Origin of the sequence: Litorerythrobacter xanthomarinus (assembly GCF_046254955.1) — a bacterium.
In the GTDB taxonomy this organism is placed as follows: Bacteria; Pseudomonadota; Alphaproteobacteria; order Sphingomonadales; family Sphingomonadaceae; genus Qipengyuania_C.
Genome location: NZ_JBJXRG010000002.1, coordinates 367,173 through 381,124 on the forward strand (window position 1 = coordinate 367,173; position 13,952 = coordinate 381,124).

General features: G+C 58.3%; 17 protein-coding genes and 1 tRNA gene. 12 read left to right on the top strand and 6 right to left on the bottom strand.

The window, feature by feature from the left end:
- Window positions 1-149: 149 nt before the first annotated feature.
- Complete coding sequence (locus ACEWMW_RS11040; RefSeq protein ID WP_409413984.1) at window positions 150-632, bottom strand: Hsp20 family protein; 483 nt, start codon at window positions 630-632, stop codon at window positions 150-152.
- A gap of 160 nt (window positions 633-792) precedes the next feature.
- On the opposite strand from ACEWMW_RS11040, the gene grxC reads away from it, so the two are divergent.
- The 4 genes from grxC to ACEWMW_RS11060 all read left to right on the top strand — a co-directional run bounded on the left by grxC (window position 793) and on the right by ACEWMW_RS11060 (window position 2,521).
- Window positions 793-1,056, top strand: coding sequence for a glutaredoxin 3 (grxC, locus tag ACEWMW_RS11045; protein WP_409413985.1), 264 nt, complete (start codon window positions 793-795; stop codon window positions 1,054-1,056).
- A gap of 10 nt (window positions 1,057-1,066) precedes the next feature.
- Window positions 1,067-1,918: a carbon-nitrogen hydrolase family protein gene (locus ACEWMW_RS11050; protein ID WP_409413986.1), complete on the top strand. Its 852-nt coding sequence runs from the start codon at window positions 1,067-1,069 to the stop codon at window positions 1,916-1,918.
- Window positions 1,919-1,927: 9 nt separating this feature from the next.
- Window positions 1,928-2,401, top strand: a complete 474-nt coding sequence (locus tag ACEWMW_RS11055; protein ID WP_409413987.1) for a DUF1178 family protein — start codon at window positions 1,928-1,930, stop codon at window positions 2,399-2,401.
- A 43-nt stretch (window positions 2,402-2,444) separates the two neighbouring features.
- Window positions 2,445-2,521 (top strand) — tRNA-Arg (locus ACEWMW_RS11060).
- A gap of 7 nt (window positions 2,522-2,528) precedes the next feature.
- Here the strand turns inward: ACEWMW_RS11060 and ACEWMW_RS11065 are convergent.
- The 5 genes from ACEWMW_RS11065 to hppD are packed head-to-tail and all read right to left on the bottom strand — an operon-like array spanning window position 2,529 to window position 7,307.
- Window positions 2,529-3,728: an MFS transporter gene (locus ACEWMW_RS11065; RefSeq protein ID WP_409413988.1), complete on the bottom strand. Its 1,200-nt coding sequence runs from the start codon at window positions 3,726-3,728 to the stop codon at window positions 2,529-2,531.
- Window positions 3,725-4,639, bottom strand: coding sequence for a haloalkane dehalogenase (locus tag ACEWMW_RS11070; RefSeq protein ID WP_409413989.1), 915 nt, complete (start codon window positions 4,637-4,639; stop codon window positions 3,725-3,727). The genes ACEWMW_RS11065 and ACEWMW_RS11070 overlap by 4 nt, the downstream gene beginning before the upstream one ends.
- Window positions 4,640-4,696: 57 nt before the next feature.
- A complete protein-coding gene (locus tag ACEWMW_RS11075; protein ID WP_409413990.1) occupies window positions 4,697-5,596 on the bottom strand; it encodes a mechanosensitive ion channel family protein in 900 nt (299 codons plus the stop codon).
- Between the two features lie 50 nt (window positions 5,597-5,646).
- Window positions 5,647-6,204, bottom strand: a complete 558-nt coding sequence (locus tag ACEWMW_RS11080; RefSeq protein ID WP_409413991.1) for a VOC family protein — start codon at window positions 6,202-6,204, stop codon at window positions 5,647-5,649.
- Window positions 6,201-7,307, bottom strand: a complete 1,107-nt coding sequence (hppD, locus tag ACEWMW_RS11085; protein ID WP_409413992.1) for a 4-hydroxyphenylpyruvate dioxygenase — start codon at window positions 7,305-7,307, stop codon at window positions 6,201-6,203. The genes ACEWMW_RS11080 and hppD overlap by 4 nt, the downstream gene beginning before the upstream one ends.
- A 153-nt stretch (window positions 7,308-7,460) precedes the next feature.
- Between hppD and ACEWMW_RS11090 the strand changes: the two genes are divergently transcribed.
- The 8 genes from ACEWMW_RS11090 (at window position 7,461) to ACEWMW_RS11125 (ending at window position 13,933) form a co-directional block, all read left to right on the top strand.
- The gene (locus ACEWMW_RS11090; RefSeq protein WP_409413993.1) at window positions 7,461-7,982 is read left to right on the top strand and encodes a VOC family protein; all 522 of its coding nucleotides are present in this window, start codon (window positions 7,461-7,463) and stop codon (window positions 7,980-7,982) included.
- 4 nt (window positions 7,983-7,986) lie between these two features.
- Window positions 7,987-8,622, top strand: a complete 636-nt coding sequence (locus tag ACEWMW_RS11095; protein ID WP_409413994.1) for a carboxymuconolactone decarboxylase family protein — start codon at window positions 7,987-7,989, stop codon at window positions 8,620-8,622.
- A gap of 5 nt (window positions 8,623-8,627) precedes the next feature.
- Window positions 8,628-9,788 (top strand): acyl-CoA dehydrogenase family protein, encoded by a 1,161-nt coding sequence (locus tag ACEWMW_RS11100; RefSeq protein WP_409413995.1) that lies wholly within the window; start codon window positions 8,628-8,630, stop codon window positions 9,786-9,788.
- A 98-nt stretch (window positions 9,789-9,886) separates the two neighbouring features.
- Window positions 9,887-10,165, top strand: coding sequence for an FtsB family cell division protein (locus ACEWMW_RS11105; RefSeq protein WP_409413996.1), 279 nt, complete (start codon window positions 9,887-9,889; stop codon window positions 10,163-10,165).
- 141 nt (window positions 10,166-10,306) lie between these two features.
- Entirely contained in the window at window positions 10,307-11,386 is a 1,080-nt protein-coding gene (gene pdhA, locus ACEWMW_RS11110) for a pyruvate dehydrogenase (acetyl-transferring) E1 component subunit alpha (protein ID WP_409413997.1), read from the top strand.
- A gap of 3 nt (window positions 11,387-11,389) precedes the next feature.
- On the top strand, window positions 11,390-12,784 hold the full coding sequence (locus ACEWMW_RS11115; protein ID WP_409413998.1) for a pyruvate dehydrogenase complex E1 component subunit beta: 1,395 nt from the start codon (window positions 11,390-11,392) through the stop codon (window positions 12,782-12,784).
- Between the two features lie 52 nt (window positions 12,785-12,836).
- Window positions 12,837-13,442 (top strand): hypothetical protein, encoded by a 606-nt coding sequence (locus tag ACEWMW_RS11120; protein ID WP_409413999.1) that lies wholly within the window; start codon window positions 12,837-12,839, stop codon window positions 13,440-13,442.
- A gap of 29 nt (window positions 13,443-13,471) precedes the next feature.
- Window positions 13,472-13,933 carry an EF-hand domain-containing protein gene (locus ACEWMW_RS11125; protein WP_409414000.1) on the top strand — a complete coding sequence of 154 codons (462 nt, stop codon included), beginning with the start codon at window positions 13,472-13,474 and terminating at the stop codon, window positions 13,931-13,933.
- Window positions 13,934-13,952: the final 19 nt, after the last annotated feature.

A 13,952-nucleotide genomic window follows, 5' to 3' on the forward strand; every position in this document is an offset into this window, starting at 1 on the left:
AGCTTCCAAATTGAAGCACCGGGAATGTCCCGGAATTGATCGTCTTCTGCGACCCGGGCGGTCAAATTCGGACATGGCGGCGCCATGCGTCGCGGGGGCGGATCGCAAGATCCGCCCCCACTATCTTTAATTAGGCATAAAGAGTTAGATCAGGCGGCGTCCGCGGCCTGGTCACCCTTATCGGTTTTCGTTTCGATCACTTCGAGCGCTGGCTGTCCGTTGATCGAGACCTTCTTTGGTTTCATCGCATCCGGCACTTCGCGCACGAGGTCGATCACAAGGAGGCCATCGTTGAGGTTCGCATCGGAAACCCGAACATAGTCCGCCAGCTCGAAGCGGCGCTCGAAACCACGGTTGGCGATGCCTACGTGCAGCATTTCGCCTTCGTTGAGTTCGTCGCGCTTCTTGCCCTGGATCGTCAGCAGGTTCTGCTGCGCTGTGATATCGAGGTCGCCAGGCTTGAAACCGGCAACGGCTACGGTGATGCGATACTCGTCTTCACCGCGGCGCTCGATGTTGAAAGGAGGGTAATTGTCGCCGCCAGAAGCACGTGACTGGGATTCCAGCAGGTCAAACAGGCGATCAAAGCCTACGGTGCTGCGGCGATAGGGGGTAAAATCAAAACGATTCATCGAAACAAATCCTCACTTGAGCAATTCATTACATGTATGGACCCGGCTCGAGACCGGCATCCGGCTAAAGCTGCACCCGAGATGGCGTGCAGCGTGCAAATGAGATAGGAAATCCCCGCTCGGCTTCAAGCCCCTGCGGACAGCAAGAATAAGGATCAAAATGTCGCACCCAACCATTGATATCTATACCAAATTCGGCTGCGGATTCTGCTACAGGGCGAAACATCTGCTCGATAGCAAGGGCGTGGAATATAATGAATTCGATATCACGATGGGCGGTCCGAAACGCGATGAAATGCTGCAGCGCGCGCCCAATGCGCGAACAGTGCCCCAGATTTTCATCGGAGACACCTATGTCGGCGGATCGGACGAGCTTGCTGCGCTGGAGCGCGAAGGCAAGCTTGACGTTTTGCTAGCAGGCTAAGGACCGGTTCGTGCCAAAAATTGCCGTCCTTCAGATGACTTCGGGGATCGATCCTTGGGTAAACTTTGAGACGATCCGTGACGCTGCCTTTTCCGCACAGGAGGGCGGGGCAGAAATTCTATTCACTCCAGAGATGTCGTTGCTTTTGGATCGCAACCGTAAGCGAGCAGCCGAACATGTCATGTCCGAGACCGAGTCACGTTATGTCAAGATGCTCTCAAACCTGGCCGAAGAGACAGAACTGTACATTGCCTTAGGGTCAATGCCGGTAGCCACTGATCGCAAGCTTTGGGCAAATCGTTCGATGCTCTTCTGGCCGTCAGGTGAGGCACCCCAAACTTATGATAAGATACATATGTTCGACGTTGATTTGGTAACCGGAGAGTCTTGGCGTGAATCCAACGCTTATCTCGCTGGAAATCGTGTGTTCTCAGAAGACATTACAGTTACACGAATGACCAAAGATGGCGATGAAGACGAGATATTCAGACTCGGTCTCACAGTCTGTTACGATGTTCGCTTTCCGGCGCTGTTCGAAGAACTCGGCAGACGGAAATGTGACGTCATCGCCATTCCGGCTGCCTTTACCGTGCCCACCGGTCGCGATCACTGGCACGTCATGATGCGGGCACGTGCGATCGAATCCAGCGCGTTTGTGGTTGCTGCGGCGCAGGTCGGCGAACACGAAGACGGACGCAAGACCTATGGCCACTCACTGGTGATCGATCCATGGGGCGAAGTGCTGCTGGATATGGGCGGCGAGGAAGCAGGGCTGGCCTTCGTTGACATCGATCTTGGCCGCATCGCCGAGGTTCGCGCTCAACTCCCGAGCCTTGCCAACAAGCGCGAAATCCCCAAATAGCGCGCCGCAATGATCGTATTCGACCTTTCCTGTGACCAAGGGCACCGTTTCGAGTGCTGGTTCCGCTCGTCCGAAGACTTTGCATCGCAGAATGATCGCGGGCTGGTGGTGTGTGCCGAGTGTGGCTCCACCGCGGTAACCAAGGCGCCAATGGCTCCGGCCGTTCCCGTGAAGGGCAACCAGCGCAGTGAACCAGCAGCGATGGAGAAAGCACCTGATAGGCCACTTTCTGGCGGCAGTATTCCGCCAGAGGTCCAGAAGGCCATGCAAGCGCTCGCCCAGGCCCAGGCAAAAGCTCTGAAGGAAAGCCGGTATGTTGGTGACGGTTTCGCCGAAGAATCGCGCGCGATGCATTATGGCGATAAGGATCTCGAAGCGATCCACGGCAAGGCTACGCTCAAGGAAGCCAAAGAATTGCTTGAGGAGGGCGTTCCTCTCGCGCCCTTGCTGACGCCGTTCACTCCGCCCGAAGATTTGAACTGAGGCGATTGTCTCCGGTGTTTCGCTTGCCTATGGGCATCAGCGGGCGCCCGTAGCTCAGTCGGATAGAGCACCAGATTCCTAATCTGGGGGCCACAGGTTCGAATCCTGTCGGGCGCACCACGTTACTTCAGGACGAGTGCTTGCGCACACTCCAGTAAGACAATCCGACAATGACGAGCGAAGCTGCGCCGACTAGGGCACAGGTCGCTGGCCAGCCTCCGATATCGTAGACCGAAGTCGCGAGAATACTTCCTACGCCGCCGCCAATGAACATGATCACGATGTAGATAGTGGTCAGGCGTGTCCGCAGCTCCGGTTCCAGCGAGAGAAAGAGCATTCTCCCCGTGACATCGACCGATGGGCCTACGGCCGCAACCAACGCCAGCGGGATGACCAGCAGGAGCGCACTTGATCCGAGCGGGTAAAAGAGGGCCACACCAAACAGCTGGATCAGCGACATGTAGAGGCGCGCACGCCTTGCTCCCACACGGTCCGCCCATTTCCCGATCCGCGGCGTGCAGAAGACGCTGACTGCTGCGATCCCGGCGAGGTAGCCGACGACATCGACACCGTAATTTAGCGGCGGGCTTGTCAGGTACAATGCCAAGGCGAGCCAGACCGCAATAAACGACCCGAAGTTCAGCGCCTGGATAGTAGCAGAAAGCAGCACGTCCTTGTGCTGGCGCGCAATGACGAACACCGAAGCCAGCAGCGGAAAGTAAGCCGTGGTCGAGCGCTTCTCGCTGATCGTGCCGGTCTGCATGATGCGCGGCAGGATCAGGGTCGTCGCGATCATGATGCCCGCTGCGATCCAGTAGACCGTTCGCCAACCGAAATGCTCTGCGACCACTCCTGCACCCACGCGGGCGATCAATATGCCGAATACCGTCCCGGCGGTGAGCAGCGCGGTGACCTCGCCCAACCGTTCAGGCGCGACACGCTTCGAGGCGAAAGCGGGGAAAAGGTAGGGTGCGATCGTCACAAAACCCAGCATGGTCGAGGCGATCGTGAATGGCACCAGATTATCAGAGAATGCCATCCCCAGCATGGCGAGGCTTTGCAGCGCCACAAATCCTATCGAAAGCGAGCGATTCGAGTAGCGATCCCCGAGCGGCAGCAAAAGCAGGATCCCGAGGGCAAGCGCCACCTGATTCAGGGCCGGAACAATCCCGATTTGGGCGTCGCTGACATCGAAAGTGCGCGCGACCTCGGCAATGATCGGGTGGATGTAGTAGGCATTGGCAATGGTAACGCCCGTCGCAAACGCGAGCGCGAGTTCCTGCGATCGGGAAAGATAGCCGCGGTGGTTCGTGGTGGCTTGGCTCAAGCGAGGAATCCGGCCTTGTGGGCCATATCGATTACGCCTTGAGCCAATTCCTGCGGGCGATCTTCCTGACTGAAGTGGCCGCAATCGCTCAGCATGGCGTGAGGCTGTCCTTCAGCGCCCTTGATACGGCCAGATAGTTGATCGCCGAGCCCGCCGGTCACCGGATCGTCTTCGCCAAAAAGCGTCAGAAATGGCTTGTCATAGGCTGCCAAACCTTCCCAGGCGGCTTTGTTCTCCTCGATCCCATCCATGCCATCCTCGACCGGGACCAGCTGTGGAAACGCCCGGGCTCCGGCCTTGCTTGGCTCGTCAGGAAACGGTGCATCGTAGGCTGCAATTTCGGCAGCGCTTCGTTCGGACTGCGTGGCGCGCTGGAGCAATTCCCCGATTGCAAACTCAGGACTGGACTTGGCAAACTCTCGCCACATCAGAAATGCGGGGGAAGGGGTTCCGCCTGTGGGTAGGAAAGTATTACTGGCGACGACGCAGGAAAAGCGATCCGGCTCATCGCCTACCATGCGCAGACCCAGCAGGCCGCCCCAATCCTGGCAGAACAGCGCCGCATCTTGCGGCACAACAGCGTTACGCCACTGCTTCAGCCAATCGACATGCCGGGCATAGTTATAGAACGAAGGATCATCGGGTTTGTCGCTCTTGCCGAAGCCAATCAGGTCGGGCGCGAGGCAGCGAAAGCCAGCATCGAGCAGGATCGGGATCATCTTGCGATAGAGGAAGCTCCAGCTTGGCTCGCCGTGGAAGAGCAGCACCGGCGGAGCGTCCTTCGCCCCTTCGTCGAGATAATGCATTCGTCCCATGTGACCATCGCCGAGATCGATCTCGGACCAGTTCTCAAAGAACGGATAGTCCGGAAGGTCCGCGAAACGCTTCGGATCGTAGGACAGGATTTGCATGATTCTCTTCTCCCTTGCGAGATGAGTAGCATGTCAAAACCCAATTGCCACACCCGGTTATTTGTCGATCGGTACCGGTTCCTTGAACGTGTGCGTGATGTAGGGGAAGGGGATTTCGATCCCCGCGTCATCCAACGCGCGTTTGATGGCGCGGATCACTTTGTCGCGGCTTTCGTGCATGTCACGCGGCTTCGAACCGGCCCACCAGCGCACGTTGAAATTGACCGAGCTCGCGCCGAATTCCGAAGCAAAAATATCGATGCCCTTGGCCTTGTCGACCAGGTCGACGCTCTCGACAGCCTGGCGAATGACATCTGCAGCATGATCGAGGTCAGTATCGTATGAAACGCCAGCCACCACATCGTGCCGGCGCTGGCTCTGGTCGGTCAGGATTTCGACAGGATTCTTGAACAACATGGCGTTGGGGACGAGCGTCACTTCGCCCGACATGTCGCGTACATAAGTCTCGCGCAAGGTGATATGTTCAACCTTGCCCTTGATGCCTTCGCATTCGATCACGTCGCCGATCCGCATCTTCTCGCGCAGCATGATCAGCACGCCGGCGAGGAAATTCTCGAAGATGTCCTGAAAGGCAAAGCCGATTGCAACGGCGCCAATACCAAGGCCCGCGATCAGGCTGCCGGGCGTCAGGCCGGGCATCACCACAATTGCTGCAATCATGATCCCGACAAGCCAGACCGCCAGCTTAACGATCGTCACAGCAAGCTTTTCGAGGCTTTCGCGAAAATCGGTCTTTTCGGTGACGCGCTTGACGAAACGAACGGCAAGCTTTGCCACAAGCCAGGTAATGAACAGGATGACCAGCGCGATCGCCATACCGGGGAGGGCACGGATAAAGCCTTCTCCCATATCGACCAGCTGATCGGTCAGCGTGGCCATCGTGTCTACATTCTGGTCGTATGTTTCGCCCGCGGGCGTCGTGTTATCGGCTTGCATTGATACCCCTCGTTTGCGTCATAACGAAGGAACCATGCAGAATGTTCCGATCAGGCGCTTCCATGCTCCTGGCGAGCGATTTCGTGCAGCCAATCGGCGTGACGCGGAGCCTTCTTGGTCTCGCTCCACTCGTCGAGCATCATCGGTGCGACTCGCTTGAGTTCGGCATACTGCTCGTCCGTACCGATATCGGCTGCCAGCTCCACCCGATGGCCGTTCGGGTCGAAGAAGTAGATCGACTTGAAAATGCCGTGGTGCGTGGGGCCTAGCACGTCGATCCCTTCGCTTTCGACATGAGTCTTTGCGGCCAGCAGTTCTTCTTCGCTCCCGACACGGAAAGCGAGATGCTGCACCCATTGCGGGGTGTTTTCATCGCGGCCCATGTCGGGCTGGTTGGGCAGTTCGAAGAAGGCGAGTACATTACCGTTCCCAGCGTCAAGGAAGACATGCATGTAGGGATCATATTCGCCCGTCGAAGGGACATGATCTTCGGCAAAGGCGGTGGTGTACTCCATGCCCAGCACACGCCCGTACCATTCGACCGTCTCTTTCGCATCTTTGCAGCGATAAGCGGCGTGATGGATCCCTGATGGCTTGACCGCGCTCATTCGGCCGGCTCCTTGTCTTCCACTTCGAGTACGCCGCGCTTGATCTGGTCACGTTCCATGCTTTCGAACAGTGCCTTGAAGTTGCCTTCGCCGAAGCCTTCATCGCCTTTGCGCTGGATAAACTCGAAGAAGACGGGCCCCACCTGTGCCTCGGCAAAGATCTGCAGCAGGAGGCGAGGCTGTCCCCCCTCGGTCGTGCCATCTAGCAGGATACCGCGCACCTTGAGTTCGTCCACGTTCTCGCCGTGGCCGGGCAGGCGTTCGCCCAGCATTTCATAGTAGGTTTCGGGCGGTGCGGTCATGAAGGGGACGCCGAATTCCTTGAGCCGGTCCCAGCATGCAGGGAGGTCATCGCAGATGAGGGCAATGTGCTGGATGCCTTCGCCGTTGAATTCGCGCAGGAACTCTTCGATCTGGCCCTTGCCGCCTTCGCCTTCCTCATTGAGCGGGATACGGATCTTCCCATCGGGCGCGGTGAGCGCCTTGGAAGTGAGTCCGGTATATTCGCCTTTGATGTCGAAGAAGCGGATTTCCTGGAAGTTGAAGAGCGTTTCATAATAGTCCGCCCAATACTTCATCCGCCCGGTGTAGACGTTGTGCGTGAGGTGATCGATCAGTTTGAAACCGGCGCCTTCGGGATGTTTCTCGACGCCGGGCAGGTATTCAAAATCGATCTCGTAGATCGATAGACCTTCACCGTCTTCGTCCTCGTAGCGGTCGACAAGATAGAGGATCGCGCCGCCAATTCCACGAATAGCCGGGATGCGCAGCTCCATGGGGCCCGGTTCGTTTCGCACAGGCTCTGCGCCTTGGTCCATCAGGTGATCCCAGGCCTTTTGGGCGTCGCGCACGCGGAAGGCCATGCCGCAGGCCGAGGGACCATGTTCGCGCGCAAAATACCAGGCTGCGCTTTTCGGTTCATAGTTGGCAATCAAGTTGATCGCTCCTTGACGCCACAGATGCACGTCCTTGGAACGATGTGTCGCGACATGGGTGAATCCCATAGCCTGGAACACCGGTTCAAGCTGGCCCTTTTCGGGCGCACAAAATTCGACAAACTCGAAGCCGTCGAGACCGGCGGGATTTTCGAACAGGTCGGGCATAATCGATCACTCTTTCGCAAGGTAGTTTCTAATGAAACTATATAGAGACGAGGCGCCTATTTGTAAAGCGAGTCGCATGGGCACAGGTTCCATGACAACTGTCCATTGTTCACCACTCGCGAACTGTGCATGATGGCTTCAAGGGAGACATCGATGATCAAGACGAAAGGTATCAATCACATCGCGCTCGTCTGCCGTGATATGAAGGAAACCGTCCAGTTCTATACTGAAGTGCTCAGGATGCCGCTGTTCAAGACCGTCCAGCTGCCCGATGGCGGGCAACACTTCTTCTTCGATTGCGGCGGCGGGGCGAGCGTCGCATTTTTCTGGTGGAAGGACGCACCGGCACCAGCACCCGGCATCGCCTCGGTCAAACATTTTCCGATGGATGCAAAGACGGCGGTGGGCTCGATGAACCACTTGGCTTTCGACATGGAGGAGGCTGAACTCGAGGCGACGATCGAGCGGCTGAAGGAGGCCGGGGTTCCGCACACGCCTGTCGTGGTCAACCATGATGACAGCCCCGGCGGCGTGGCGCAGGAAAACCATGACGGCGTATTCGTCCGATCGGTTTATTTCACCGATCCCAATGGGATCATGCTGGAGTTTGCCGCGACAACTAAGGAATTCGGACCGGATGACGTCGCCCACGAACCGGCAACGATAGAGGCCTGAACCGATGCCAAGACTACGCGAAGTACCCCGCGACGAAGCGGACAAGGATGTTGCCCTGCCGCTGTACAATCTGCTGTTCGGCGAGCGCGATCCCGTTGCCGATCCGGGCACCGACACGGGCACTCCAGGCGACTGGTGGACTGTCTTCGCCAATTCGCCCGACACGCTCAAGCATGCCGCGCAGGGCTTCGCCTATTATCGCAGCCCTGATCGCGAACTCGATCCGGTGCTGCGCGAGCTGGGCCAGACCTGGGCCGGGTATGCCACCGGGAGCCAGTTTGTATTCTCGCAGCATTGCAAAAGCCTGCGCGGGCTAGGCGTTTCCGAGGAGAAGATTGCCGCAATTCCAAGCTGGCAGACCGCCGATTGTTTTGGCGGACGCGAGCGCATGGTGCTGGCCTATGCCGACAGGCTGGTCACGCATCGCGGACGAGTGCCCGATGAACTGTTCGCGCAGCTCAAGGCCGAATTCTCCGAGGTCGAGATACTTGAACTTACCTATATCACCTGCCTCTATGACATGCATGCGGTGATGAGTAAGGCGCTGCGCACCGAATTTGATGATCGCGATGACCCGATTGTCGAAGTGGCGGCACCCGAAGGTTTCTCGGCCACCGATTTCCTCGATACCGGTAGATAGATTTCATGAGCGAGAATGAAGAACTGGCGGAGATCCGCCGCGCTGTCGCTTCGCTGTGTGCGGACTTTCCGGGCGAGTATTGGCGCGAGAAGGACCGCGAGCGTGAGTATCCGTCGGAATTCGTCGATGCGCTGACCAAGTCCGGCTTCCTCGCTGCGTTGATCCCCGAAGAGTTCGGCGGAAGCGGTCTCAATCTCGATGCGGCAGCCGTGATCATGGAAGAAATCCAGGCGCAGGGCTGCAACGGCGCTTCGGCGCATGCGCAGATGTACATCATGAACACGCTCCTGCGCTATGGCAGCGAAGAGCAGAAGGCCGAATACCTTCCCAAGATCGCCAGCGGCGAATTACGCTTGCAGGCCTTCGGCGTATCCGAGCCGACCAGCGGCACCGACACCCTTTCGCTCAAGACCCGCGCCGTGCGCGACGGCGATGAATACGTCATCAACGGGCAGAAAATCTGGACGAGCAGGGCGGAATATTCCGATCTCATGTTGCTGCTCGCGCGAACAACCCCGCGAGAGGAAGCCGCGAGCAAGACCGAAGGCCTCTCAATCTTCCTCGTGGATATGCGCGCCGCGCGCGAGGCCGGCGGAATGACGATCAAGCCGATCCGCACAATGATGAATCACTCCACCACCGAGGTGTTCTTCGATGACCTGCGCATTCCAGCATCGGCATTGATAGGCGAGGAGGGGAAGGGCTTCCGCTACATCCTCTCCGGCATGAACGCAGAGCGCGTGTTGATCGCCGCCGAATGCATTGGGGATGCCAAGTGGTTCATCGAGAAGGCGGTGGAATACTCAAAGGATCGCAGCGTTTTCAAACGCCCGATCGGCCAGAACCAGGGCGTGCAGTTCCCGATCGCGCGCTGCTATGCCCAGATGCGCGCCGCCGAATTGATGGTGCATCACGCAGCGCAGGTTTACGATGAAGGCGGCAATCCGGGCGAGGAAGCCAACATGGCCAAGCTGCTCGCCAGCGAAGCGAGCTGGGCGGCGGCAGATATGTGCGTGCAAACGCATGGCGGCTTCGGGTTTGCTGAGGAATACGATGTCGAGCGGAAATTCCGCGAAGCTCGGCTTTATACGGTCGCGCCGATCTCGACCAACTTGATCCTTAGCTACCTGGCCGAACACGTGCTCGGATTGCCGCGTTCTTACTGATTCCAGCGCAGAATCACTTGCTTTCCGGCGTTAACCATGATTCAAACGGATTCGTGACGCGAGAGGGACATACTTTTAGTACCGGGCGGGAAAAACGCGTGCAGTTTGCCGCGCTTGGACTGCTGCTGCTGATGGGCGGGTTGGCAATTGCCGGCCCTGCCGGTCTTCTGGCGTGGAGCGAAAACCTGCGCCTTCTTGACCAGCGCAATAGCCAGATTGCCGTGCTTGAAGAGCAGCGGGCCGCACTCAAGAACCGCGTCGCCTTGCTCGATCCGAACAATGCAGACCCCGATCTTGTCGGCGAGTTGCTGCGCGGCAACCTCAATTTCGTCCATCCCGACGAAGTGGTTATCGCGCTGGAACCGCAGCCCGAATAGCACCCAGGCGCAAGTTCGCGCTGCACTAGCGCAAATTGATTGCACACAAGGCTGATTTAATTGCGCTGATAGCGTTCATGCGATTATAGCCCTTTTGAATTTCCGCCTCCCCAGGCCTCACACAAACCCAAGGAGCCCGCTTTGGCCAAGACCGCCAAAACGCGCAAAGCGAAGAGCAAGAGTGCTGCGAGCGATGATAGCGATTTCGTCCTGCACAGCCTCCAGGAAGAATACGACAAGAACCGTCGCTTTGATGCCAGCGAAGAGCAGATGCTCGCTTTTTATGAGCAGATGCTGCTTATCCGCCGCTTCGAGGAAAAGGCGGGCCAGCTCTATGGTCTCGGCCTCATCGGCGGATTCTGTCACCTTTATATCGGTCAGGAAGCGGTTGCAATCGGGCTTCAGTCCGCGCTCGACAATGACAAGGATAGCGTGATCACCGGTTACCGCGATCACGGCCACATGCTCGCCTATGGCATCGATCCGAAAGTTATCATGGCCGAACTGACGGGGCGCCAAGCCGGTATCTCGAAAGGCAAGGGCGGCTCGATGCACATGTTCAGCACCGAGCATAAATTTTACGGCGGACACGGAATTGTCGGCGCGCAGGTAGCACTTGGCGGCGGTCTCGCTCTCGCGCACAAGTACAACGAAGATGGCGGTATCTGCCTCGCCTATTTCGGGGACGGTGCGGCGAACCAGGGCCAGGTCTACGAGACCTTCAACATGGCGGCGCTGTGGAACCTTCCGATCGTATTCGTGGTCGAAGACAACCAGTACGCCATGGGCACGGCGACCAAGCGCAGCTCGGCAGAAACCCGTTTCTACCGTCGCGGCACAGCGTTTCGCATTCCGGGTATGGAAGTGAATGGCATGGACGTACTCGAGGTACGCCAGGCCGCAGAACTGGCTTTCAAGCACGTGCGCGAGGGCAATGGCCCTGTGCTGATGGAGTGCAATACCTATCGCTATCGCGGACACTCGATGTCCGACCCCGCGAAGTATCGGACGCGCGAAGAAGTGCAGGAACAGCGAGATCATCACGATCCGATCGAAGGGCTGAAGAAAACCCTGATCGAGAAGGGCAAGTCCGAGGATGATCTGAAGGCGATCGACAAGGGCATCCGCGCCACCGTTTCCGAAGCGGCCGACTTCGCCGAAAACTCGCCCGAGCCGGAAGCCAGCGAACTCTACACCGATGTATTGGTGGAGGAGTATTGAGCCATGGCAATTGAACTCAAGATGCCCGCGCTTTCTCCAACAATGGAAGAAGGCACACTCGCCAAGTGGCTCAAGCAGGAAGGCGACGAAATCATCTCTGGTGACATCATCGCCGAGATCGAAACCGACAAGGCCACAATGGAATTCGAAGCGGTCGACGAAGGCACGCTTGGCAAGATCCTCGTGGCTGAAGGCACCGAGAATGTCGCGGTCGGCACCGTGATCGCGATGCTGGCAGAAGACGGTGAAGATGTATCCGACGTCGAAGCGTCACCAGCTCCTGATGCTTCGGACGAGGTCGAAGACGTTCCGGGCGAGGGCAAGGATGTCGGACGCGAACCCAGCAAAGCCGAGATCACCAAGCCAGAGAGCCAGGCTCGTCCGGCCGATCCGGAAGTACCCGAAGGGACCGGCATGAGTTCGGTAACTGTCCGCGAAGCCTTGCGCGACGCAATGGCGGAGGAAATGCGCGCCGACGAACGTGTTTTCGTGATGGGCGAGGAAGTTGCAGAGTATCAGGGTGCCTACAAAGTCACCCAGGGCCTGCTCGACGAATTCGGCCCAAAGCGCGTGATCGACACCCCGATCACCGAGTACGGTTTCGCCGGCATCGGCACAGGTGCTGCGATGGGCGGCCTGCGTCCGATTGTCGAGTTCATGACGTTCAACTTCGCCATGCAGGCGATCGATCACATCATCAATTCAGCGGCCAAGACCAATTACATGTCGGGCGGCCAGATGCGTTGTCCGGTGGTATTCCGCGGTCCCAACGGCGCGGCGAGCCGTGTTGGCGCTCAGCACAGCCAGAATTACGGACCATGGTATGCGAGCGTGCCGGGCCTGATTGTGATCGCACCCTACGACAGCGCCGATGCCAAAGGTCTCTTGAAGGCCGCAATCCGCACCGAAGACCCGGTCGTATTTCTCGAGAACGAACTGGTTTACGGACGCAGCTTCGAAGTCCCGGATATCGACGATTACGTATTGCCGATCGGTAAGGCACGGATCGTGCGCGAAGGCAGCGATGTTACGATCGTCAGCTATTCGATCGGCGTCGGGCTGGCGCTTGAAGCTGCGGAAGAACTGGCAAGCGAAGGGATTGATGCCGAAATCATCGACCTGCGCACGCTACGCCCACTCGATAAGGAAGCCATCCTGACTTCGCTCGCCAAGACCAATCGTCTTGTCATCGCCGAAGAGGGCTGGCCGACTTGCTCGATTGCATCCGAAGTGATCGCTATCTGCATGGAGGACGGCTTCGATGACCTTGATGCGCCGGTCATGCGCGTGTGCAACGAAGACGTTCCGCTGCCCTATGCTGCGAACCTTGAGAAGCTGGCGCTGATCGACTCCGCGCGGATCGTCCAGGCAGCCAAGAAGGTGTGCTACGTCGACTGAGGTCAATCTTGACCATCTGACCGAGGATCTTGCCGCTGAGAAGCAAGTCGCAGTGGCCTGGACGCCGCAGCGATTTCGCCTGGCATTCGCGACCTTGCTTGCATTGGACCAACGTTTGGCGCGGATCGTGTCGCAGGCGACCGAGCCGATGCTGGCGCAGATACGCCTTGCGTGGTGGCGCGACGAACTCGCCAAGCCGCTCGAAATGCGACTGACGGGCGATGCGGTGCTGGATGCAATCGGAGAGAGTTGGCGCGGCGAGGAAGCCGCGCTTTCCGCGCTGGTAGATGCGTGGGAGCTCTTGCTGATCGAGCCGCCGCTACCCGATCACATAGCCGATAAATTTGTCCAGGGCCGCGCAGAACCATTTGCCGCACATGCCAAAGTGGCCGCTCCCCATTACGTAGGCGGAGCCACAGACGCGGCAACAATTTGGGCTGCCATGGATGCTGCGATCCATGCTTCGGATGCCAGCGAGCGAAGTGCTTTCCGTGCCAGAACTCTCAAGCTCGACTTGCCGAATCTCCCGAAATCGCTGCGCGGACTGGTAGTCCTCGCGGGGCTTTCAAGGCGCACAGCGCTGCGTGATGAACCAATTTTAATGGCTGGGCGCGGGGGAGCCGTCGCCGCCCTTCGGCTTGGCATTTTCGGTCGCTAGGTTATTCTGCCGCCGCGAAAGGGTTGCATATGCGCGGACTGGTACTGGGCGGCGTATTGACGCTGACGATGGTAGGGATCGGCCTGTTCTGGTGGCAGGGCAGGGCGGAAGTCGAGCAGGGCGCTCCCCCGCCAATGCCCGCTGAAGTCTCACCATCAAGCGATGAACTTCCCTCGGCTGACATCACGGATTTCGAAGGCCCCGAACCACCCGAAGCCAGCGAGCTTTCGCGCGAGCAGCGCCGCTTCTTCCGCTATGATCGCAACCGGGACTTGCGGATCACTCGGAACGAGATGCTCTCGAGCCGCACTGACGCGTTTCGCAAGCTCGATCAGGATGGCAATAATCTGCTCACGTTCGAGGAATGGGCGGTGACGACGGTAAACCGGTTTGAAGAGGCGGATGCAGACGGCAATCTGGAGCTTACCCAACGCGAATTTGCGGCAACCGCGCCGAAGCGACCCGCGAACCGCTCTCGCTGCGATTGTTAGTTATCGAGCTCCTGCGAAG

Coding starts and splice junctions, on each gene's coding strand:
- ACEWMW_RS11040 (WP_409413984.1), bottom strand. CDS start 632: ATGAATCGTTTTGATTTTACCCCCTATCGCCGCAGCACCGTAGGCTTT.
- grxC (WP_409413985.1), top strand. CDS start 793: ATGTCGCACCCAACCATTGATATCTATACCAAATTCGGCTGCGGATTC.
- ACEWMW_RS11055 (WP_409413987.1), top strand. CDS start 1,928: ATGATCGTATTCGACCTTTCCTGTGACCAAGGGCACCGTTTCGAGTGC.
- ACEWMW_RS11070 (WP_409413989.1), bottom strand. CDS start 4,639: ATGCAAATCCTGTCCTACGATCCGAAGCGTTTCGCGGACCTTCCGGAC.
- ACEWMW_RS11075 (WP_409413990.1), bottom strand. CDS start 5,596: ATGCAAGCCGATAACACGACGCCCGCGGGCGAAACATACGACCAGAAT.
- ACEWMW_RS11080 (WP_409413991.1), bottom strand. CDS start 6,204: ATGAGCGCGGTCAAGCCATCAGGGATCCATCACGCCGCTTATCGCTGC.
- hppD (WP_409413992.1), bottom strand. CDS start 7,307: ATGCCCGACCTGTTCGAAAATCCCGCCGGTCTCGACGGCTTCGAGTTT.
- ACEWMW_RS11090 (WP_409413993.1), top strand. CDS start 7,461: ATGATCAAGACGAAAGGTATCAATCACATCGCGCTCGTCTGCCGTGAT.
- ACEWMW_RS11095 (WP_409413994.1), top strand. CDS start 7,987: ATGCCAAGACTACGCGAAGTACCCCGCGACGAAGCGGACAAGGATGTT.
- ACEWMW_RS11100 (WP_409413995.1), top strand. CDS start 8,628: ATGAGCGAGAATGAAGAACTGGCGGAGATCCGCCGCGCTGTCGCTTCG.
- ACEWMW_RS11115 (WP_409413998.1), top strand. CDS start 11,390: ATGGCAATTGAACTCAAGATGCCCGCGCTTTCTCCAACAATGGAAGAA.
- ACEWMW_RS11125 (WP_409414000.1), top strand. CDS start 13,472: ATGCGCGGACTGGTACTGGGCGGCGTATTGACGCTGACGATGGTAGGG.